At 61.1% G+C, this 21858-nt stretch carries 21 protein-coding genes; 14 read left to right on the forward strand and 7 right to left on the reverse strand.

What is annotated here, in order from left to right; all coding sequences use genetic code 11:
• Window positions 1-19 precede the first annotated feature (19 nt).
• The 8 genes from P9L99_00915 to nfi all read left to right on the forward strand — a co-directional run bounded on the left by P9L99_00915 (window position 20) and on the right by nfi (window position 6414).
• Window positions 20-307 carry a DUF503 domain-containing protein gene (locus tag P9L99_00915; protein ID MDP8221892.1) on the forward strand — a complete coding sequence of 96 codons (288 nt, stop codon included), beginning with the start codon at window positions 20-22 and terminating at the stop codon, window positions 305-307.
• Window positions 308-309: 2 nt separating this feature from the next.
• Window positions 310-699 carry a 30S ribosome-binding factor RbfA gene (gene rbfA, locus P9L99_00920; protein ID MDP8221893.1) on the forward strand — a complete coding sequence of 130 codons (390 nt, stop codon included), beginning with the start codon at window positions 310-312 and terminating at the stop codon, window positions 697-699.
• Window positions 692-1678: a bifunctional oligoribonuclease/PAP phosphatase NrnA gene (locus P9L99_00925; GenBank protein MDP8221894.1), complete on the forward strand. Its 987-nt coding sequence runs from the start codon at window positions 692-694 to the stop codon at window positions 1676-1678. The genes rbfA and P9L99_00925 overlap by 8 nt, the downstream gene beginning before the upstream one ends.
• Window positions 1656-2600: a tRNA pseudouridine(55) synthase TruB gene (gene truB / locus P9L99_00930; protein ID MDP8221895.1), complete on the forward strand. Its 945-nt coding sequence runs from the start codon at window positions 1656-1658 to the stop codon at window positions 2598-2600. The genes P9L99_00925 and truB overlap by 23 nt, the downstream gene beginning before the upstream one ends.
• Before the next feature lie 104 nt (window positions 2601-2704).
• A complete protein-coding gene (rpsO, locus tag P9L99_00935) occupies window positions 2705-2974 on the forward strand; it encodes a 30S ribosomal protein S15 (protein MDP8221896.1) in 270 nt (89 codons plus the stop codon).
• Window positions 2975-3085: 111 nt separating this feature from the next.
• Window positions 3086-5212 (forward strand): polyribonucleotide nucleotidyltransferase, encoded by a 2127-nt coding sequence (pnp, locus tag P9L99_00940; GenBank protein MDP8221897.1) that lies wholly within the window; start codon window positions 3086-3088, stop codon window positions 5210-5212.
• 52 nt (window positions 5213-5264) lie between these two features.
• Window positions 5265-5714, forward strand: coding sequence for a dUTP diphosphatase (gene dut / locus P9L99_00945; protein ID MDP8221898.1), 450 nt, complete (start codon window positions 5265-5267; stop codon window positions 5712-5714).
• Between the two features lies 1 nt (window position 5715).
• The gene (gene nfi, locus P9L99_00950) at window positions 5716-6414 is read left to right on the forward strand and encodes a deoxyribonuclease V (GenBank protein MDP8221899.1); all 699 of its coding nucleotides are present in this window, start codon (window positions 5716-5718) and stop codon (window positions 6412-6414) included.
• A 6-nt stretch (window positions 6415-6420) separates the two neighbouring features.
• Here the strand turns inward: nfi and P9L99_00955 are convergent, their stop codons facing one another.
• A complete protein-coding gene (locus P9L99_00955; protein MDP8221900.1) occupies window positions 6421-6984 on the reverse strand; it encodes a polyhydroxyalkanoate synthesis regulator DNA-binding domain-containing protein in 564 nt (187 codons plus the stop codon).
• 753 nt (window positions 6985-7737) lie between these two features.
• Here P9L99_00955 and P9L99_00960 point away from each other — a divergent pair.
• Genes P9L99_00960 through P9L99_00970 form a run of 3 tightly spaced genes read left to right on the forward strand, consistent with a single transcriptional unit; the run spans window position 7738 to window position 11664 of the window.
• Window positions 7738-9675 carry a glycosyltransferase family 39 protein gene (locus P9L99_00960; GenBank protein MDP8221901.1) on the forward strand — a complete coding sequence of 646 codons (1938 nt, stop codon included), beginning with the start codon at window positions 7738-7740 and terminating at the stop codon, window positions 9673-9675.
• On the forward strand, window positions 9675-10544 hold the full coding sequence (locus P9L99_00965; GenBank protein ID MDP8221902.1) for a UbiA prenyltransferase family protein: 870 nt from the start codon (window positions 9675-9677) through the stop codon (window positions 10542-10544). The genes P9L99_00960 and P9L99_00965 overlap by 1 nt, the downstream gene beginning before the upstream one ends.
• Before the next feature lie 10 nt (window positions 10545-10554).
• On the forward strand, window positions 10555-11664 hold the full coding sequence (locus P9L99_00970; GenBank protein MDP8221903.1) for an NAD(P)/FAD-dependent oxidoreductase: 1110 nt from the start codon (window positions 10555-10557) through the stop codon (window positions 11662-11664).
• Here P9L99_00970 and P9L99_00975 read toward each other — a convergent pair.
• Both P9L99_00975 and P9L99_00980 read right to left on the reverse strand, forming a co-directional pair.
• Window positions 11661-12581, reverse strand: a complete 921-nt coding sequence (locus P9L99_00975; protein ID MDP8221904.1) for a lysylphosphatidylglycerol synthase transmembrane domain-containing protein — start codon at window positions 12579-12581, stop codon at window positions 11661-11663. The two genes, P9L99_00970 and P9L99_00975, sit on opposite strands and share 4 nt — an antisense overlap.
• 4 nt (window positions 12582-12585) lie before the next feature.
• Window positions 12586-13800 carry a hypothetical protein gene (locus tag P9L99_00980; GenBank protein ID MDP8221905.1) on the reverse strand — a complete coding sequence of 405 codons (1215 nt, stop codon included), beginning with the start codon at window positions 13798-13800 and terminating at the stop codon, window positions 12586-12588.
• Window positions 13801-13916: 116 nt separating this feature from the next.
• Between P9L99_00980 and P9L99_00985 the strand changes: the two genes are divergently transcribed.
• The 3 genes from P9L99_00985 to P9L99_00995 all read left to right on the forward strand — a co-directional run bounded on the left by P9L99_00985 (window position 13917) and on the right by P9L99_00995 (window position 17729).
• Window positions 13917-16010 carry an alpha-galactosidase gene (locus P9L99_00985; protein MDP8221906.1) on the forward strand — a complete coding sequence of 698 codons (2094 nt, stop codon included), beginning with the start codon at window positions 13917-13919 and terminating at the stop codon, window positions 16008-16010.
• Window positions 16003-17097: a M23 family metallopeptidase gene (locus P9L99_00990; GenBank protein MDP8221907.1), complete on the forward strand. Its 1095-nt coding sequence runs from the start codon at window positions 16003-16005 to the stop codon at window positions 17095-17097. The genes P9L99_00985 and P9L99_00990 overlap by 8 nt, the downstream gene beginning before the upstream one ends.
• Before the next feature lie 65 nt (window positions 17098-17162).
• Window positions 17163-17729, forward strand: coding sequence for a hypothetical protein (locus P9L99_00995; protein ID MDP8221908.1), 567 nt, complete (start codon window positions 17163-17165; stop codon window positions 17727-17729).
• Here P9L99_00995 and P9L99_01000 read toward each other — a convergent pair.
• From P9L99_01000 to ybeY, 4 genes are all read right to left on the reverse strand, one after another.
• Window positions 17713-18756 (reverse strand): SGNH/GDSL hydrolase family protein, encoded by a 1044-nt coding sequence (locus tag P9L99_01000; GenBank protein ID MDP8221909.1) that lies wholly within the window; start codon window positions 18754-18756, stop codon window positions 17713-17715. The genes P9L99_00995 and P9L99_01000 overlap by 17 nt on opposite strands.
• Window positions 18753-20444, reverse strand: a complete 1692-nt coding sequence (locus P9L99_01005) for a carbamoyltransferase C-terminal domain-containing protein (protein MDP8221910.1) — start codon at window positions 20442-20444, stop codon at window positions 18753-18755. The genes P9L99_01000 and P9L99_01005 overlap by 4 nt, the downstream gene beginning before the upstream one ends.
• A gap of 181 nt (window positions 20445-20625) precedes the next feature.
• Window positions 20626-21468 (reverse strand): hemolysin family protein, encoded by an 843-nt coding sequence (locus P9L99_01010; GenBank protein MDP8221911.1) that lies wholly within the window; start codon window positions 21466-21468, stop codon window positions 20626-20628.
• Window positions 21468-21854: an rRNA maturation RNase YbeY gene (ybeY, locus tag P9L99_01015; protein ID MDP8221912.1), complete on the reverse strand. Its 387-nt coding sequence runs from the start codon at window positions 21852-21854 to the stop codon at window positions 21468-21470. Before ybeY ends, P9L99_01010 begins: the two co-directional genes overlap by 1 nt.
• Window positions 21855-21858: the final 4 nt, after the last annotated feature.

The following is a 21858-nucleotide window of genomic DNA, read 5'->3' on the forward strand; positions in this document are numbered from 1 at the left end:
CGGTCGGGAGATCGGCACCGTGACCATTGGCGCATTGAAAATTACGCTGCTTCTGCACGGCTGTCATACGCTAAAGGAAAAGCGCATGCGGGTGCGACCGATCCTGGCAAAGGTTCGCGCCAAGTTCCATGTAGCCGTCGCCGAAGTCGAGCACCAGAACGTGGCCCAAATGGCCGGCGTCGCCTTCGTAACGGTAAGCGACAGCGGCCGCGTCGCCAACGCCACGTGCGACAAGATCGTTGATTTCGTTGAATCCCTCGGCTTGGCCGAGGTCGGCAACACGGAGATGGAACTGATCCATTTTTGACCATGGCTGAAAAACGCGCATTCAAAAGAGCCCACCGCGTGGGTGAAGAAGTACACAAGGCGATCAGCTTGATGCTGATTGACGGTGAATTGCGCGATCCCCGCTTGGCTCTGTGCACGATCACCACCGTGGAGATGTCCGACGACCTGCGCCACGGCAAGGTTTTCTTCTCGCTGATCGGTGATGAAAACGCCAAACAGGAGGCCGAGCGTAGTTTCAAACGAGCGGCAGGCTTTATTCGCAAGGAGGTAAGCCGCCGCCTTCAACTGCGCTTCGCTCCGGAACTCCGCTTTTTTTTCGACCAGTCGATGGAACGCGCTTCACGCCTCTCCGAACTGCTCAAACATGTGGACGAGGTCACGACACCGGAAACGGATGACGACGATGATTAACCAACGCAACGAATTGCTCGCCATGATTCGCGACGGCGAATCCTTTTTCGTCACGTGCCACGAAAACCCCGACGGCGACGCCGTGGGCGCCGCGCTGGCGCTGGCGCTGGCTTTGCGGTCGCAGGGCAAGCAAGCGGTCGTTTACAACGTGGACGAGATGCCCAACTACCTAACGTGGCTGCCGGGCGCCGATTTGCTCGTTCAGGAAGCGAACCCGGCTGATTTCGACACGATTTGCATTCTGGATTGCGGCGCGTCCCATCGGGTCGGCCCGCAGAAGGCGGCGATCATGGCGCAACCGCGCTTGATCAACGTGGATCACCATATCACCAACGACGGCTACGGCCACGCCAACGTCGTACTGCCCAAGTCGAGCAGCACGTGCGAGATCCTCTACGACCTCATGGTCGAATGGGGCGTGCAGATCACGCCGGAGATCGCGACGAATTTGTACCTCGGCATCTATACCGACACGATGATGTTTCAGAACGCCGCCTCCTGCCCCAACGCCTACAAGGTGTGCGGGGAATTAGTGGCAGCCGGCGCGGACTTCCTTCGGGTCGCCAAACGCGTATACATCGACTCCTCCGCCCAGCGCCTTTTGTTGCTGGGCCGCGTTCTTTCGACGCTGCGTCTGGATTGCGACGGACGCATCGCCGGGGTGCACGCGTTGCGCCGCGACCTCGAAGAACTCGGCTTGGGGCCCGACGACATGGAAGTGTTCGTGGAGTACCCGCGTTCGGTCATCGGCGCGGAGGTCGCCTACCTCTTACGCGAGGAAGACGACAAAGGACTAGTCAAAGGAAGCCTGCGCGCCAGCAACGACGTGGACGTTTCCGAAATCGCTAAACAACTCAACGGTGGCGGCCATAAGAAAGCGGCGGGTTTCCGCGTCGAAGGCAGCTTGGAAGAAATTCGCCGGCGGGTCGTGCTTATGTTAACAGAGGCTTTGGAACGTGAACGGAATTCTGCTCATTGACAAACCAGCCGGGCCAACCAGCCACGACCTAGTGGCGATGGTCCGCCGAAGTCTCGGCGTGCGGCGTGTGGGTCATGCCGGCACGTTGGACCCTTTCGCCACCGGTCTGTTGGTCGTGCTTGTCGGCCAAGCGACGAAGTTGTCGGCGTATTTGATGGACGCGGAAAAAGAGTACGAAGCCACACTGCGTTGGGGCGCGACCACCGACACGATGGACGGCACCGGGGAAGTAGTCCACGAAACCGACGCTTCGCTGCCCGATGCGGCGCGCATCGCGGCGACGATGGCCGACTTCGTCGGGTCTTTTGCACAAACACCGCCGATGTATTCGGCGAAAAAAGTGAATGGGCGTCCGCTGTACCGGCACGCTCGAAAAGGTGAAACGATCCCGCGGACGGCGCAAGACGTGATCATTCACCGCATGGAACTGCTCGGAGTTGATCCGGAAACGGCGACCTTCTCCTTTCGCGTGTTGTGTTCCAAAGGAACGTACGTGCGCGTGTTGGGGGAAGTGTTAGCCGAGCGCCTGGGCGGTCTCGGGCATCTGGTGGCGTTGCGACGCACGCGTAGCGGTCGTTTCGCCGTAACCGATGCTTATGCGCCGCTTTCATGGCGTGAGGGTGTCGCGGCGGAGGAACTGGCGGATCGTCAGTTGTCACTGGACGCGGCGTTGGTGGAAATGCCGGCCGTGGAAGTTAGCGCCGCGGCGGCTGCCGGTTTGGCCTTTGGGCGCTGTCCCGGTGCTGCAGACATCGTGCGCGCGGACTCGGTGCTTGCGGGCGATACCGTGCGTGTGGTAGGTCCGGATCGGCATTTGCTCGCGTTGGCGCGTCCCGAGGTAGAAAGCGGGGCTTGGCCGAGCGAGGGGGCTGAAAAGATTCTTTCTCTGGTACGGGTTTTCCCGCGCGAGCAAATGGCGTAGACTTCGCGATTCGCAAGGAGGCAAGTGAGCGATTTGCGAAGCCTATTGAACCAATAGACGGATGTAATAAGATATTCGATATATGTAAGGAGAAGAGAAGGAACATGGCACAAGTAGCGGAACGCAAAAAAGAGATTATCGAGCACCATCAGAAACATGAGAAGGACACCGGTAGCCCGGAAGTGCAAATCGCGCTGTTGTCCGATCGCATCAAGTATCTGACCGAGCATTTCAAAACTCACAAGAAAGACCACCATTCTCGGCGTGGCCTGTTGAAACTCGTCGGTCAACGTCGTCGGATGCTCGACTATCTCAAAAAGAATGATATCGATCGTTACCGCAAGATCATCGCGGAATTGGGCATTCGGAAATAACCCCACGGGGTTGTCCGATACCGATACGCGAATGGGGGATGCGTGCAGCCGCCGGGCAATGGTGCCCGTGGCAAGTCGTTTTTGTGTCCCCCGACCTGAAAGGAATTTTGAATGCAAGTGACAGTTTTTGAAGCCGATGTATTCGGCAAAACCATAACCATCGAGACCGGCCGCATGGCCAAGCAAGCTGATGGTTCCGTTATCGTCCGATGCGGCGACACCATGGTCTTGGTCACCGCCGTTTGCGATAAAGACCCAAGGGAAGGCGCGGATTTCTTGCCGCTGACCTGTGACTATCAGGAAAAGACCTATAGCGCAGGAAAGATTCCCGGCGGATTTTTTAAGCGCGAGGGCCGCCCCAGCGAGAAAGAAATTCTGACGAGCCGTCTAATCGACCGGCCCGTCCGCCCTCGCTTCCCGAAAGGTTTCAACCACGAACTGCAGATCGTGGCGGGCCTGCTGTCCAAAGACGACACCCACGAAGGTGACGTGCTGGGCATCACGGGTGCGTCCACGGCGCTGCACATCAGCCACGCTCCTTTCGACGGCCCGATTTCGGCGGTACGCGTCGGCTACGTGGGCGGCAAGTTCATTGCCAACCCTACCCACCAAGAGATGCCCGAATCGGAAATGGACCTCATCGTAGCCGCCAGCCGCGACGCCATCGTCATGGTGGAAGGCGAATGCCAGTTCGTTCCCGAAGACCGCCTCACCAAGGCCTTGATGTTCGGCTTCCAGGCGTGCCAACCGCTCAACGACGTGCAAGACAAACTGCGTGAAGCGGTCGGCGTGGAAAAAATGGTCTTCACGCCCAAAGAGTTGCCTGCCGACCTGGTCTCGGCGGTGCAAGACGCCGTCGGCGAACGCCTACTGGCAGCCTTGACGGTTAAAGACAAGGCCGGTCGTCGCAACGCCTTGCGCGCGCTGCGGGACGAAGTTTTCGAGACACTGAACGAAGGACACGCCGAAGAATCTCTGATTCCGAAAAAGGATTTCCGCGAGGTTTACGACCGCCTGAAATCGGATACCGCCCGCAACCTCGTCTTGAGCAAGCGCGTACGTATCGACGGCCGCCAACCCGACGAAGTGCGGTTACTGACCATGGAAGTGGCTCTGTTGCCGCGCACCCACGGATCGGCGTTGTTTACCCGCGGCGAAACCCAAGCGCTGGTTACGACGACCCTGGGCACCAGCAGCGACGAGCAAAAGATCGACGGTCTGCTCGACGAAGAATGGCGCACCTTCCTACTGCATTACAACTTCCCGCCCTTCAGCGTCGGCGAAGTTCGCTTCCTGCGCGGTCCCGGCCGTCGCGAAATCGGCCATGGCAACCTGGCCCGTCGCGCGCTGGCTCCGGTACTGCCCAGTGAAGAAGATTTCCCGTACACGGTTCGGCTCGTCAGCGACGTGTTGGAATCCAATGGATCCAGCTCGATGGCTACGGTGTGCGGCGGCAGCCTGGCGCTTATGGACGCCGGTGTGCCGATCACCGAAGCAGTCGCCGGCGTGGCGATGGGGCTGATCAAGGGCGAAGGCGACGATTTCGTCGTGCTGACCGATATCCTCGGCGACGAGGATCACATGGGCGACATGGACTTCAAAGTCACCGGTACCAAGGACGGCATCACCGCGATTCAGATGGACATCAAGGTTTCGGGGATCAACGAAGAGGTTTTCACGAAGGCCTTGGAGCAAGCCCGCGTGGCACGCCTGCATATCCTGGAAGGGATGAACGCCGTGCTGGCAAAATCGCGGCCTGATCTGGCTCCGCATGCGCCACGTATCACGACGGTCATGATTTCGACGGACAAGATTCGGGACATCATCGGCCCAGGCGGCAAAACGATTCGCCGCATCGTCGAGGAAACCGGCGTGAAGATCGACGTGGAAGACGACGGCCGCGTGCTGATCGCTTCCACCGACGGCGCCGCCGCCGAAAAAGCCGTGCAGATCATCCGCGAACTGACCGCCGAGCCTGAAGAAGGCAAGTTCTACGTTGGTCGCGTCGTGCGCATCGAAGCATACGGTGCGTTCGTACAGATTTTCCCGGGCGTCGACGGCATGATTCACATCAGCCAGTTGGAAGAACGGCGCGTCGAGAGAGTCGAGGACGTAATCAACCTGGGCGACGAAGTGCTCGTGCAGGTTATCGAAATCGACAAAGAGCGCGGACGCGTGCGCTTGTCCCGCAAAGCGGCGCTCGGCCTCGATCCGGCCGACGTCGTCGAGCAGCTATAACCGCGAAACCCGCCCCGCCCGGTCTGTGCCGGGTGGGGCTTTTTTTTGGACCATGAAAAAAATCACCGTCGCCGTACAACGCCTGCCTCACGCCGCCGATCTGCCGTTGCCGGCTTACCAAACGACCGGTGCTGCGGGTTTGGATTTAGTGGCCGCACTCGAGGCGCCGTTGATCCTGGCGCCCGGCGAGCGAACGTTGGTGCCCACGGGATTGATCGTCGCGATTCCCCCCGGCTACGAAGCACAAATCCGCATGCGTAGCGGCCTCGCGTTACGCCACGGCTTGGTATTGCCCAACGCGCCCGGCACAATCGACAGCGACTACCGCGGCGAGATCAAAATTATCGTCGCGAATCTGGGTACGGAGAGCTTCACGCTTCGACGCGGCGAACGGCTCGCCCAAATGGTCGTCGCGCCGGTCGTGCAGTTGGAGTGGGAAGAGACCGACGACCTGCCCGGCACCGACCGAGGCACGGGCGGATTCGGCCACACCGGCCAGTAGCATGCGCCCGGTTTTCGAGCACCCCTGGAACCTAACCCCCACCGAAGCGGTCAACCTTCAGCGCCGTCTTGCGGATCGCGTCGTGACGACGGGGGAACCCGCGGCAATCGAAACGGTCTGCGGCGTGGATGTCTCGTACGACAAAACCGACGACAATTTTTTCGCCGCCGTGGTCGTGATGAACCCGCGCGACTTTGCCGTCATCGAGACCCGCACCGCGATGGCCCGCAGCCCCTTTCCCTACGTGCCCGGCTTGCTTTCCTTCCGTGAACTCCCCGTGGTTATCGAGGCGCTGGCGAAGCTGCAGACGACTCCCGACTTGCTGGCGTGCGACGGGCACGGCCTGGCTCACCCGCGACGTTTCGGCCTGGCTTGCCATCTGGGCGTCCTTTTCGATTGCGCCACGATCGGCCTGGCGAAAAGCCGCCTGGTCGGCACGCACGAAGAGCCCGGCTTGGAGAAAGGCGACTGGACGTGGCTAGTACACAAAGACGAACGCATCGGGCAAGTCGTACGAACCCGCCGCGCGGTCTCGCCCCTTTTCGTCAGCCCCGGGCATCGGCTGGGTTTCGGCGAGGCCAGGCAATGGGCGCTGCGGCTTTGTCCGACATGGCGATTGCCCGAAACCACGCGCGCCGCGCATCGGGCGGTCAACGAGTTTCGGCGTGGTTATCGGGAACAAGCGGACGATGTCGGATGATGAACGCTACTGGTCGGCTTCGATTCGGTCTTCGAGTTCCTCGACGCGCTCTTCCAACTGCGCCAGGTCCTTGCTGAGCATGGCGATGGTGCGCAGTAGTTCGAGAATCTCCCCCACCCGGGAGTCGAACCGCGAATAGACGTCTTCGATTCCCTTTTGGCCGCCGCTCACCAGATCCTGCAGGATGCTGCGGCCTTCCTCGGGGTCCATTTTCCCCTTCTTCACGAGGCGATTGATGTAGCGTTCCATCTCGCGCCGGGCGTGGGTGACGCTGTTGAGGCCGGGCACGATGTGGCGGTCGACAAATTCGCTGATCGACTCGCCACCGCTGGCGATGATGCGCCGCAGGGTCGAGAGCGGCAGAATGCTCTTATGCTTTTTTTCCTCTTCGAAAATGATTTGCGTGAGCGTGAGGCTCGTAAGATCGTTTTTTGTTTTATTGTCGATGACCTTCACATCGACGCCCTGCTTAATCATCCGGGCGATGTCGTCGAGAGTCACATAGGCCGAAGCCTCGGTATCATAGAGTTTCCGGTTTTGATACCGTTTGATGATTCGCGCTTCAGCCATCAGTTACCCCTCGATTGAATTGCACTAAGCATTCTCACTTCTGACGCAGCATGTCAAGTTTGGCGGAGAAGTAAAAAGAGGGGCGGAAGTCTACGCTTCCGCCCATGAGAGGAGCTTTAGATGAGGTTGGTTACTCCGCCGCACCTTAATATTCGCCGGGGGACGAAAACGAACGCGGCGGAACATGAGGAGATCCTCATCCGCTGCACGGCCGGCGCTTCGCGCCGCCGTGGACTACTTGGCAACCTTGTCGCAGTCAGTTGGGGTACAAGGGGGCCGCACCGCCGGGCAGCGGTGCAACCCCGGGAAACAATCGCCCATAACATTGGCTGGCTCTGCGGGGAGGAGGGATGGTCAACCGCTTCATGGCTCGAGGGAGAGCAAGCCGAAGCGGCCAACCGGCAAAACCATCGTTCTGCTTTTTGGACCCGAGCGCGGCCACGGGGGTTCAAAACCTGTGTGTCCACGCGACCCTGCCCCGAAGACGCCGCTCGCTCGGCCGTAGAGCCGTCGCCGAAGCAACCGCTTTCCGGGAACTGCGTTGTCTCGTGGGTCATTGTTGGGGTCATCTTCCCTCCATTTTCTATTTAGACCTCGGCAATCGACAAAGGTTTCCTCCAATCCGGCCGTTTTCGAGTATTTTGCCGAGCAGTTGTCATTTGACGCTATACTGCTGCATCGGCTAATTTGTCGCTTCGAATCGCACTCGTGACATGAGGAAACGTGCGTGCGTACGTGACCAACGGAACCAAGATGACAACTGACCAAGACACCACTGTGAACCACCCGGAGAAGGATACGCCGATCGGCGATCCGACCTTCGACTTTGCGCCCTTCGAGGAAGCGGCGCCGCGCCAATTGACGCGTTGGTTCTGGCTGCAATGGTGCCTGCTGTTGGGCATTGGTTTCGGCATGCTTTCCATCCTCAGCGGCGGCTTTGCCAACATGCGGGATTTCGGCTGGACCGAAGACGGCACCAACATGGTGCTGCTGTTCAGTGAGGGAGAAAAGATTTTCTACCTCGGCCTGCTGGCTATGTTTCCTTTCGTGCTTTTCCTGGTCATCGGTTTGGAAGACGTCTTCCGCGAACCGCTGGCGCGCGTCTCCGCATGGCTGAAACCAATACAGCGTCGGCGTCTCTACGTTGGCCTGATGATCGCGCTGACCGGGTTTCTCGTTTTCGGCACGGTGCAATGGGTTACCAAGAACAGGCCGATCACCGACGACGAACGCGTCTACTGGTTTCAGACGCGCATTCTCAGTAGCGGGCAACTGACGCTGCCGAGCCTGCCCGACGAGGAACCGCTGCGCGAGCGGATATTCGAAGACAACATCTTCATGGTCAACAACGGCAAAATTTTCGGCCAATACCCGGTCGGCCACAGCCTCGCGCTGCTGCCGGGTTACTACCTGCACTACCGGCACCTGATGCCGATCCTCTTTGCGATGCTTTCGGTGTTGGGCATGTATTTATTGGGCGCGAAGATCTACGGCCCGAAAACCGGCCTGGCGGCCACGGCGTTGCTGACGATCAGCCCCATGTTCCTGGCCACCTCGGCCACCCTGCTGAGTCACACCTCGACCATGTGCTTCTTGATCTGGTTCTTCTATTTCGCCTATCGAACGTGGAAGGAAGACGCCTGGTGGCCGGCGGTCGGCGCGGGTCTAACGTTTCTGCTGGCCTTCCAAACCCGTTCGACCACCGCCCTTATGGTGGGCGGCCCCGCGGGTATCGCGTTGGCGTTCGCGTTGTTCCGGCACGCCCGGCGGCATTGGTTGAAAATTGTCATTCTCGCGGTTCTGGTCGGCGCGGCGCTGGCGATCACTTTCTATTTCAACTACCAAATCAACGGCGAGATACTGAAGACCAATTACCACGCGGCATGGGGCGAAGGGAAAACGCCCTTCAAGCACCCCTTCGGTTTCGGCAAGGGCGCGTGGCACATGGTGCATACGCCGGAGCAAGGGTTCTGGTCGGCGGTCAACAACCTGCTGCGGCTCAATTGGTGGCTGTTCGGCTGGCCGCTCGGCCTGATTTTCGTGGTGGCCTGGGCTTTGCGCCGCGACAAGCGGGTCGTGGAACACCTCGGCTTTGCTGCCTTCGCGCTTTCCTTCCTGGTCTATTTCTTCTACTTCTGGCCGGGAGTTTCGGATACCGGGCCGGTGCTTTACTGCGAACTTGCGCCGATATTGATCTTGCTTTCGGTGCGCGGTATCGCCGCGGCGCCCCGCTTGCTGCTGTCCTGGATGCCGCGACACGCGGCTCAGCGCCGTGTGACGCTCTTCGTCGTGTTCTCGTGCCTGACCGCGTTTTTCACCTTCCACCAATTCAACGCGCGCGCCCTGGCGACGGTTTCGGATAACGTCGGGGAATTAGAGCGCACGCTGACGCAATACGGTGTGCCCGAGAAGGCCGTCATCTTCACGAACTACTATTTGAAGAATACAACGGACGAAAACTTCCAGGATAGCTGGGCCGTCGGGCGGCCGTTCACGGATCGCCGGCTCGGCGACGAACGTTTGTACTATGTGAACTACGGCAAAGAGCGGAACGTCGCGTTTCTGAAAAAGCACCACCCCGACATGCCGGCCTACGTTGTTTCGTGGACCACCGGCGGTACGCCCGAGGCGATCAAGCTCGAGGAGTACCCGATCTTGTCGTTACCGGATAACTTCCCCGACTCGCGATGATGAGAAAACTCTGGCAATACCTGCAAGCCACACGGCCGATTGAGTCGTGCCTGATGATCGGCTTCCCGCTGATCGGCACCTTCATCGCCTTGCAGGCCTGGTCCGGGATCGGGTTGTTGATCGTCAAGTTTTTCATCGCGACCTATCCGCTGGTCATGTACGTGTATTGCCTCAATTCCTTCGGCGGGCTGGAACACGACCGCATCAACGCCCGCCTCAACATGAACCCGGCGGTCACCGGCGAAGTCTCGCCGCGCGAACTCGTGATGTTGTCGCTGGGCGGCGCGTTCCTTTCCGGGCTGCTGTATTATTTTTGGTTCCCGAACTGCCTGCTGCCGTGGCTGTTGATCGTGGCCAACTGGACCTTCTATTCCCACCCGCGCATCTACGCCAAGAGCCGCCCAATTTTCGGCACGCTGGTACACTTCGTGGGCGGCGTGCTCCAGTTTCTGCTCGGCTACGCCGCCGCGCGCCCCATCGACGCCGAGGGCGTGTTGATCGGTGCGTACTTTTCGCTGGTGTTTTCAGCCGGTCACCTGAATCACGAAGTCAAGGATTACGAGCCGGACCAAGTCGCGGGCTTGCAGACCAACGCGGTTGTGTACGGCCCGCGGCGCATGTTCTCGATTGCGTTTGCGGTGTTCACGTTGGCTTTTTTCTATCTGCTGATTCTGGCCTGGCACGACGTCATTCCGTGGCGTTATGCGGGGCCATATTTGCTTATCTATGTGCCGCACTTGGCGCTTCACGTGCGGGCCACGCGCGGCGAGTGGAAGGGATACGATCGCACGTACCAAGTCGTTTATCGGACCTTGTTCGTACTGGCCGGCCTAGCGCTGGCCGCGAGCAAATGGTTGGCGCTGCGTTAGGGAGACTACTATGAGTATTTCGCAATACGACGTCATCGTGGTCGGCGCCGGTCCGACCGGCAGCACCGCCGCTTTCGAAACGGCGAAAGCCGGGTACCGCGTGCTGCTGCTGGAGCGCGACGCCTACCCCGGCGAAAATAACTCCTGCGGCGGCGGCCTGGGCCAGTTTCTGCAGCCTAAGTTCGACCTACCCGATTCGCTCATCCACAAAAAGATCAACGCGGTGCGGCTCGATTTGGGATTTCGGGAAAAAACATACCAAGCGCCCTCGCCGATTTACATGAGCATCAAGCGCACCGAGTTCGATCGCTTCCTGGCCGACCGCGCCGTGCAAGCGGGCGCCGAATTGCGCGTGCGCCAAAACGCCGTCGCCTACGACCCCTTCCACAAAGTGCTGACGATTCTCGACCGCGAAACGAAGACGAATTGGGAAGCCACGGCGCACGTTGTTATCTTCGCCGACGGCGTGCGTACCTTGGCGCGCACCCAATGCGGCGTGGGCGTTGACGCCACGCGCGATCCCATCGTCGCACTGGCTTGGGAACTTTCCTATCCCGATAATCCTTACGACGCCTTCGAGTTCATCTTCGACGAACGCAAGCTCTCGCACGGCTATTACTGGGTGTTTCCGACCACCGATACGCTCAACGTGGGCTTCGGCGGCCCGGCGCGGCACATCGGCCGCAACGCCCGCCAGTGGCTTCAAGGTTTCATCGACAGTCGCCCCGATCTCAAAGGCCTGAAGCCGGTGCGCAAGACCGCCGGCCTGATTCCCTCCCACGTGGCCGAGCGATTTCACGGCGCGGGCATACTCGTGGTGGGCGACGCGGCGGGTTTCGTCAATCCGCTGACCGGCGGCGGCATTTATATCGGCATGCTCAGCGCCCAGATGGCGGCCCGTACGGTGTGCGAAGCCCTCGCGGTCGGCCGCTTCGACAACGCGTTTTTAAGCCGCTATACGCGGCGCATTAAAACGTCGCCCATTTACTACGGGCTGCACATCTTCCACGCGCTCGTCAATTTCACGCAGCGATACCGCCGCCGCACCGGCAAGCCGATTTTAGGCAAGGTCTTCAAGCTGTACTCGGATATCGGGGACTTCGCGCTGCGTCGCCTCTAGTCGGTTTTCGCCATCCCGCGCAAGTACGAAGGCAGCCAGAACAGGCCCAGTGCCGACACGCCCACTTTTGCGACCACGAAAAAGACCATCGCGCCGGCCATCAGCGAATGAGGGTCGAGCGCCGGAAACAGCAACACCAGCGCCGCTTCCCGCGCCCCGAGGCCGCCCACGGTGAACGAAACCATCGCCACCAGCAAAACGGCGGGCAGCACCGTAAGCCACTCGATGACCGGCAATTCCACGCCGACAGCCTGCAGACAAAACGCCAAGGCCGCCGCCTCGGTAACGGTCAGCACGGTGGAATATCCGACCCACTTGAGCGTGCCGCCGAATCCCGCTGCCGAAAAGGCCGTAAGCAGTTGCTCGACGCGCGGTAGTTGCGCCGGGGCGAGTTGCCGGGTTGAACGCAGCACAATTTGCCGGCCGTCGCTCGTGGCAAACAAGGTAACGATCACGGCGGTCAGTACGAACACGTAGAGCGAGGCGACTTCGCCGTAAACGGCCACGCGCACCGCCAACGCGGGGGCCACGCCCAGGACGATCACCGCCTTTTCGAACGCCACGACGCCCAGCGCCGTCGCCGTCGGAATGCCGTAGCGCTGCACGAGGTACGGCGCGCGCAGCAATTCGCTGACCCGCAGCGGCGTGACCATCTTCAGCGGCGCACCGCCCAACCGCATTCGCCAGGCGTCGTTCCACGAAAGGTCCGTGCCGCTCATGCGCACGATGCGCCGCCAGCGGTCGGTGCCGCCGATCAGCAACGTAAGCAAGGTGAAGAAGACGCCCAGCGCCAGCGGAGCGAGCCGAATGCCGGTGAAGGCCGCGAGTAGTCGTCGATCGCCGTATAGAAACAGCAGCAGGCCCAGCAGCAAGCCCGTAATCGCAAAGGGAAGATACACTTTCCATGACTGCCGCATGTCGCTACCCAACTTCCTGCGCCAGCGCGTCGAAGTGCCGCTCGAGCTCCGGCACGATATCCGGCCCGATCGACATCGAGCGTTCATATTCGTAACGGGGGTCGTTCCATGCGGACGTGGAGAGCAGATAACCCAACTCGTCGTTGCCCAGGCTGATCGTCCATGGATGGTGGGCGCGAAGTTTTTCCTTGAAGGCGAAACCGACCTCCGGCAGCGCCTCGCCCGGCAGGGTGACCAGCGCGAGGCCTCCCAAGCGCGCCAGGGCGATTTCAGTACGCACGGTATTGCGCTTGCGGTCCAACATCCAACGCGGGAAAACGCCCATGCGCCCGGCCAGTTGAAAGCGCCAATTGGCGACCTCGGCATCAAAGACGCGGCGGGCGACGCGAATGGCGTCGACCCTTACCGGTTTTGCGTCGGCCAGCGCGCCGGCGATTGCCTCCCCGACCCAACGCCCGAGACGCGGCGTAAAGGGTTGCCCTTGCTGCGGGTCGAAAGCGCCGTCGTCGCGCGAGACCGCGCCGGTCACCATGCCGCCCAACGCATTTTGCAGCAGGAACGCCACACCGCCGTAGCGGTCGCGCAGCAGCCGGTTGGTGAAGCCGGGCCATCCGGCACTGAGCCGGCGGTGGCTGTGGCCCATGAATTCCGGGTGGCAGGCGTAGTGGTACATCGTGGCAATGACGCTGCGGTCAACGCCGGTGACTTGCAGGATTTCGATGGTGTCGTCTTTGAGGCTTTCCTGCCGGACGTTGCGCGTCCAGCCTTGCCGCGGGGCCTGCACGCTCGCGGCACGCAGCCGGGCCGGGCGCAGGTCGTCCAACGCTGAATTGATGAGTTCCACTGCGCGCTGGAAGAGGAATTCCATGTACTTCATGTTCAGGCCGCTGCCGAGCGGAACCTCGGCGACCATCGGCCCCCAGAAGCCGATGGTGTCGGGGCTGTCGTGGCTGTGGGTCGTGCAAATCCAAAGGCGGTCGGGATCGACGCGCGGCACGCGGCAGCGGATCTCCTCCACGAAGCCGTGCATCAAGCCGATGAGGTCGAGGCTGACGATCACGAAGGGCGGGCCGTTCCCGCATTGCATCGCCAACGCATGGCCGAACAGGGGGTCGTGTACCCCCACGGAACGCCGGTTGACGGCGTGGCCTCCCATCCGCAGACCCAACTCGCGCGGCGTGATGTCGATCTGCGCGGCCCCGGCTTTGAACTTCGGCATCCTGCCCCTTTCCGTGTTCTGTTTGGATTGTTCAAATATATTCGACAATTATTGACGGCGCAATTCTTGACATGGAGCTAAGGTGGAGTTTACAAGAGGTCATCCCGGAGGCTGCTTTGGAACTGCGCACCCCAAAAATGGAACTCATCGCCAGCGAGAACGACGGCGTTCGCAAGATCAGCGCGCCGCGGCTGTCGTTTGTTCATCTGGTTTCGCTGACCGCCGCCTGCCGCTTCCGCTTCGGGGCTGACGAATATTACCTGACGCGTCCCACGCCCGACGAAATCGTCCAGGAAGAAGACCGCATCCTGGCTTCGTACCACTGGAGCCATCGCCGGCGACGTGGTCAGCTCACGTTGGAAGTGGAATACCAATTCCAGGATCCGAGCCTGGCCGACTCGCCACTGCTGATCTACGCCCGACTGTTCAGCAACATGCCCGCGCCGGTGTTCGTCCTGTCCATCGAGCCGCTGCTGGTGCGCAGCGATTGGGGCGGCGCGGTCCAGATCGGTCATTCGCCCGCCGAGTGGAGCATCTTGCGAAACGGCTGGCAAAGCTGGTCGGCCACGCGCACCTACCGCGCGTCCGAACGCGATCGACGGCCGCGCTTCAACTTCCTGTCGGAGATGGAGGAAAACGTCGCCAATCCGAGTCCGGGCAAGCGAGGCGAGTTCACCAGCGAACAGGTCATGGCGTTGGTCAACACGAGCAGCGGCCAATCGATCGTCGCCGGTTTCCTCACCTGTCGCGACGCGTTCGGCGACGTGCGGGTGAGCATCGATTCGAAGAAAGGCGAGGTACGTCGATTCGCCGCCCGCGCCTCGTTCGACGGCGTGCGCGTCGACAACGGCGAGACGCTCGAGGCCGACCCGTTGTGGCTGCGCATCGGCACGCGGGAGGAGAACCTGCTCGACGCTTGGGCGCGCCAAAGCGGCCGGGCGATGAACGCGCGGGTACCGAAGCGCTCGCCGATCGGTTGGTGCAGTTGGTACCACTACTACACGAAGGTGACGCAGGACGCGCTGCTGGCGAACCTGGATCAGCTCGTGCAGTTGCGCGATCAAATCCCGATGGATGTGTTCCAACTCGACGACGGCTACGAGCGGGCCATCGGCGATTGGCTGGAAACCAACGACAAGTTTCCCGACGGGCTCGCCCCGCTCGCGGCCCGCATCGCCGAAGCCGGTTTCACGCCCGGAATTTGGACGGCGCCCTTCCTGGTGGACCCGAAAAGCCGCCTGGCCACCGAGCATCCCGACTGGCTGTTGCGCAACGACAAGGGCAAACCGATTCGCGGCGTCTACAACCCGCTGTGGAACCTGTGGCGCGGCTTGTGGGCCCTCGACGCCTCGCACCCCGAGGTGCAGGCCTGGCTGACCGAAACCTTCGCCGCCTTGCGCCGGATGGGCTGGAGCTTTTTCAAGATCGACTTTCTCTATTCCACCGCCTTACCCGGCGTTCGCCACGACGACACGCGCAGCCGCGCCGCCGCGTTGCGGCTCGGTCTGGAAGCAATTCGCCGCGGCATCGGCGAAGACGCCACGCTGCTGGGTTGTGGCTGCCCGCTCGGCCCGGCGGCGGGGATCGTCGACATCATGCGGATCGGTCCCGACGTCACGCCGCGTTGGTCCAACCCGATGCGCCCGCTACTGCGCGATCACCATTGCCTTTCGACGGTGCACGCGGTGCGCAACACGATCCACCGGCATTTTCTGCATCGGCGGTGGTGGCTTAACGATCCCGACTGCCTGCTGGCGCGCGACAAAAAGAACAAACTCACGCTGCCTGAGATCCGCACCTTCGCCTCGCTCGCGACGATTTCCGGCGGCATGTTCTTGCTTAGCGACGACATGACCGAATACGCGGTCAACCGCCTGGGACTGGTAAAGACGGCGTTGGCGCAGCGCTGCGAAACGATGCGGGTGTTAGACGCCGAGAGCGGCGAGTTCCCCACGCGCATGCTGGCGGCTACCGAAGACGGCTACCTGCTGCTGGTGATCAACTACGGGAACCAAGACACGAATTTGGTGGTCGACCTCAAAGATTTCCTCGACCTGGTCGAGCTGGCGCGCGTCGAGGAACTGATGGAAGTCTGGCACGGTCACCCCGTGTTGCATCAGGACGGCTTGGTAAGCCTCGGTCGCGTCGCGGCCCACGGTTGCCGGTTGCTGCGCATTCGACTAACGCCCAGCGGAGAATCTCATGGCTGATTTCGACGATTACCGCCCGTCGTCCGGCCGACCGGACCATTTCACACGAAGCATTATCATCATCGCGCTGGCGTTGGGTCTGGTCGTGCTGAGCGCCTATTTTCTGTTCTCCGATAACGAGGACGACGACACGCCGCCCGCCCTCACGCCCATCGCCGACACCCCGGTCGAAGACGCCGCCCCTACGCCGGTTGCGACGCCGGAACCGACGCCGGAGCCCACGCCCTTGGGACCGCCCTCCTATGTGCAGCACGACAAGCTGCACGTTTTGGCGTTTCGCATCGAGGGTTCGTTGACGGCCTCGATCAAGAGAGCCCTGCCCGATCAATACCAAGACACGGCCGGGACGCTGGCGCGCCGATTGGCCGACGCCATGCGGTGGCGTTTGAACCCGCGTCGCGATTTACGAAGTGGCGACCAGGCGAAGATCGTTTTCAATCCCGACGCCAAGACCGAGCGGGCGCCGATTTACGGATTCTGGTACCGGAGTAAACGCCTCGAGAAAGAACTGCGTTTCATTTACTTCCCGCAGGCCAAGGGCACGCCGTCGCCGTATTTCGACCCGGAGGGCGTCAATATCGCGCAACAATTGAAGCGGCCGCCGCTGGGCGCCACCGCCCTGGCCGAGGCGGGCATCGCCAACTTAGGCACGAAGGGAATGCGGTTTTCCGTGCCGACCGGAACACAGGTCAGCATGCCCTACCCGGCACGGGTGATACGACGCAACTGGGATATGGCGAATCTGGGCCGTTGCGTCGAAGCGCGCTATCTCGACAGCGGATACACGGCGTGGTTTTGCCACTTGGATACCCTGGGCGAGGGGACGAGCGACGGCGCGATCATCGGCAGCGGCAACGCCTTCGCCACGGTCGGCGCTACGGGCAAGACGCGGGGACCGGCGCTGTTGTACCGCGTGTTCAAACCGCAAGAGGGCGACGATCCGCAGCCGGCTTCTGTTTACGAGTTACACGGCAAGGAAGAGATCAAACTGGTCGCCGCCGATCGGGTCGCGTTCGTGGCGGTGGTATCCCGCGTCGATCAACTCTTTGAATTGGTGCAGGTTCCCGAAGCGGAGAAAGCGGATTGACGGCAAGCGCGTCGATAACCGATACTTAATTAACTTTTCGTTCAGCGTAAAACGTGGATGCAATCATGACGGGAAAATTTCGCTTTGTGTGGCTGGCGGTCCTGGCGGTCGTCGTATTGACGGCTGGAGCATGCACCGAACCGGTGATCGTGGAAGAAGTCGCGGAATGTGAAGGCAACCGTGCGCCCCAGATCCGCAATCTCGTAATGGTCGTGGATCACCACGACGACAACGAAGGTTGGATGATCGAAGAGCCGCCGAATCCCGATAGCACGGTCTTCGTTTCCAAGTTCGACCGCATCGTCGTGTGGTTTGAGATTGGCGACCAGGATTGCAACCTCGACGACGGCCGCATTTTCTGGTCGCTCGATGCCGACAACTTCGCGCCGGTGGAACGCATCCAGCTAACCGAAAAACAATCGTGCCGGGGCAAGTCGTTCTGGCGCTTCATCAAGGAAGATCTCGATCTCGGGCTGGCGCAAGGCTACGGCTATGAGATTCCGGCTCAGAAACTGGAATCGCTGACCTGCGATCTTCATGAATTCTCGATCGGCGTCACCGACGTGTGCGCTGAACCTAGCCCGGAGACCTTGAATTCCAGTTTCTACATTCGCTTCAAGGATTGCTTCTAACCACCGCCATCGCCACGAGTTTGTCCAAGAGCGCTTCGGCGATACGCCGATGGCCCAGCGTATTGGGATGTCCCCCGTCCGAGCCGTAGAGCGACTCGCCCCCCTCTTGGTGTACCTTCATGATCGGAAAGAGGTCGACGACCGGAATATCGCCGGCTTCGACAGCGCGTCGAATGAGCCTATTCCTTTCCGGTTCGGCGTCGAATTTGTGCGGCAGGGTCACGACGATGGTGCGGAATCCCTCGCGCTCGCCCAATGCTTTGATCGCTCTTAAATTCTCCATGAATTCGTCTTCCGGCACGCGGAATATGTGATGTTGAACGCCGTCCGGGTTGCTTGCTTCGGGGTGCACGTCCGGCAACAGGCTGTTTTTGATGCGTAGCAGGAAATACTTGGATAGCTGATACGTTCGCAGCTTGCCCAGCACCTCCTGAAAAGCATACGCGGTGCCGTCGACGACGCTTCGTTGGGCGTCGGTCACACCGTTGGTGGCCGGCACGTTGTCGTTGAAACCGACGTAGACGATTACGGCGTCCGGCTCGTAGGCGAGCAACTCGCCAGTCAGATAGCGGCGCACTTGGTACGACGTATAGCCGGGCACGCCCGCGTTGATCACCTGCACAGGTCGGCTCGGGTCGGCCTTGGCGATCAGTTCCTCAAGGACATTGGCGTACGACTCCCAGTTCGCCACGCCGTCGCCGAAGGTGCATGAATCGCCCAAGGTGATGATGCGCAATTCTCCGGCAGGCTTTTTCTTGTCGAATTCATCATCGCGGAAACCGCGGCTGTTGATGCTTTGCGTGTCGCGCACTTCCGGATTGAGATCGGAATTCGCATGCGGTCGCAGCCGCCAAAACAGATGTGGATCGCGTTGGTAAATCGGCTGGGCCGACAAGCGGGTCCACCAAAACGCCTGCTGAAAGTACGAGTCGTAGCGATAGCCCAGAACGCGCAAGACGATCTCGGCAAACAGCACGAGCAACAGAAGCGGCAGGCACGCGAACAACAGCTTGCGGGCGCGGTTCACTTTGCCTCCTTGTCGACGAGAAAATCACCCAGCACCAACACATCGATTCCTGTGCCGCGAAAACAGGCGATAGCGTCCCGCGGCGTGCAGACAATCGGCTCGCCCATGACGTTGAAACTCGTGTTGAGTAAAACCGGTACGCCCGTGAGCCGATCGAATTCAGCAATGAGGCGATGATATCGCGGTTGGGCGCCGGCGTCGACGGTTTGGAGGCGGCTGCTGCCGTCCACATGGACCACGGCCGGAATTCGCTCGCGCCAGGTCGGCTGTACCATGACCGCCGTCAACATGAAGGGCGAAAGCCGTCCGTCGGTTTCGAAAATCTCGGCAGCTCGCTCGGCCAACACACTGGGCCCGAAGGGGCGATACGGCTCGCGGTGTTTGACGCGGCTGTTAAGATGATCCTTCATCGACGGGTCGCGGGGGTCGGCCAAAATACTGCGATGACCCAAAGCGCGAGGGCCGCTCTCCATCCGCCCCTGGAACCAACCGACGATCTTCCCCGCCGCCAAGCGCTGGGCCGCAACGGTCTCGATATTCGCCACGCGGCGATACGACAATCCGGCTTCGCATAGGGCTCGCTCGTACGCCGCGTCGTCGAACCCCGGCCCGGTAAACGGACCGGGGCGCACGTCGCCCCCGCGGGCTCCGAGCAATTCGCGGTCCAGCCACATGGCCGCGCCGACGGCGGCCCCGGCGTCGTAAGCGGCGGGAGGAATGTAGAGGTCGTCGACGAGACCGGAAGCGGCGATGCGGCCGTTGGCGACGCAGTTGAGCGCCACGCCGCCCGCCATGGCCAGGTGTCGCAGGCGCCGCGCCCCGAGAAGTTCGTCGAGCATCTCAAGCAGGATTTCCTCGGTGACTTCCTGCACGGCGCGGGCTACGGCGCGGTGGCGGTCGTTCAGCGGTTCATCGGCCGCGCGCGGCGGGCCGAAGACGCGCACCCACCGGTCGGAGAACCAGCGCTCTCGCGCCAGGTGGTAATCGAAGAAACCCATATCCAGCCTGACGCGACCGCGTTGGTGCCGCACGACTTGCCGCATGGCGGGCACCAAGGCGTCGTCACCGTAGGGGGCCAGGCCCATGACCTTGCCCTCGTCGCTGTTTTGCCGGTAGCCGAGAAACTCGGTGGCGGTACACCACAAAAGGCCGAGGCTATGCGGATAGTACGTCCAGCGCAGCGGCGTGATCGTCTCGCCCTCGTGCAAGGCGGCCAGCGTCGTGGCAATTTCACCGTTGCCGTCGGCGATGAGTACGAGCGAGCGGTCGAAACCGCTTTCGAAAGCCGCGTGGTAGGCGTGAGCAAGGTAGTGATTGACGTGCGCGAACATGCCCCGGTATCCGTATCGCCGCTCGAAGTCGCGCCGGACGGTGAACATCCGCCCCAAGTTGCCCGCCTGCATACGGCGCACGTTACGCAGCGTCCCCGGCAGGCCGGCCAGCGTCTGCCCGATGCGACGGCCGAGGCCGAGCCAGGGTTTCCAGTAAAAGCCGACGCCGGTCAGATCGTTAATCGTCGCGCCGACCTCGCGCAGACACCAGGCGATAGCATGTTCGGGGAAGGCGGTGGTGTGTTTTTGCCGCCGGAAGCGTTCTTCTTCCGCGAACGCCGCGAGGCGGCCGTCAACCAGAATCGCTGCGGCGGTGTCGTGAATGTGAGCGTTGAAACCCAGGACAAGTCTCGACATCAGCCGATAGGTCCCTGGGCCCGGCGCGATGCCATCATCCAACGAGTTGTTTCGCCCATAAACGCGCTCCGCATCAGACGCAAATCAACGGTTTCCAACGCACGGCTACGTCGCGCCGTAACGCGGCATCATTGTGCGGCGGACGCGGAGCGTTGTCCAGGGTGACCGCGTATTTGCGGGGTTAGTCCTCGTCGTCGACGGGCGCGATCCGTTCAATGCGGGCGCGGCGAATGTGCCGTTCCGAGGCGACTTCGATGGTGATATGAAAGCCGTCGATGTCGAACGCGTCGTTGGTAACCGGCACACGGCCGAGCCGGTGGAAGATCCAGCCGCCGACGGTGTTGAACTCGCCCTCGGGTTCTTCCTCCAGGCCGAAGTGCTCGACGAGGTTGTCCATTTCGAAGCGGCCGGGCACCACAAGCGTGTTCTCGTCGGCGAATATCGCTTTGGGGTCTTCCGTGTCGTATTCGTCCTGAATCTCCCCGACGATTTCCTCCAGAATGTCCTCGATCGACACCAACCCACTGGTGCCGCCGAACTCGTCGATGACCAACGCGATCTGCTCGCGGCGCGCTTGAAATTCCTGCAGGAGGTCGTCGAGTTTGATCGACTCGGGCACGGTATAGGAACGGCGCAAGATTTCCTCGAGGCGGAATCCTTCGGGCTTACCCCAATAGCGGAACAAATCCTTGGCGTGGATAAAGCCCACGACGTTGTCCACATCGCCGCTGATCACCGGTAGGCGGCTGTGACCGCTGGTGAGAGCCCGTTCAACAATTTCGTCGATGGTGTTTTCGCGGTCGACACAGACCATTTCGGTTCGGGGGACCATCACTTCGCGGGCGGTAGTTTTGTCCAGATACAGGATGCCCTGCATCATTTCGCTTTCGTCGTGATCGATGTGCCCGTTTTGTTCGAGGTCCTCTATGGCCTCTTCGGTAAAACGGTCGTGGTCGGTCTCACCTTTTAGAAAAGAGATAAAGCGTTGAAACGGACTTCGGGGAACGTCATCATTCTCGGTCATTACCCATCCTCATCCTGCGTGAGCGGATCCAGCAAGCCGCGAAGCTCCTCTTCCTTGGCCGTCATAACCGCTGCTTGCGTCGCATCAACGCGCTCGTGATCGTATCCGGCCAGATGCAACAGGCCGTGTAGAATATAGTACCCGATTAAGTACGAAAGTCCATATCCCGTTTCGGTTTGGCGGCGTTCGGCCTCGTCGACGTTGACGACCAACTGGCCCAATTCGTCCGGTTCGTCCGAAAGAAACGAAATCACGTTCGTCGGCCGGTCGCGCCCGAGAAAATCGCGATTGATCCGCCGGCTCTCCTCGTCGTCGACCAAAGTGATCTCGACCGCCTGCCCTTCCCGCCCGAGGCGCGCGCATGCCGCGGCGGTCAGGTCGACCAAAGCG

Source organism: Candidatus Lernaella stagnicola (assembly GCA_030765525.1).
GTDB lineage: Bacteria > Lernaellota > Lernaellaia > Lernaellales > Lernaellaceae > Lernaella > Lernaella stagnicola.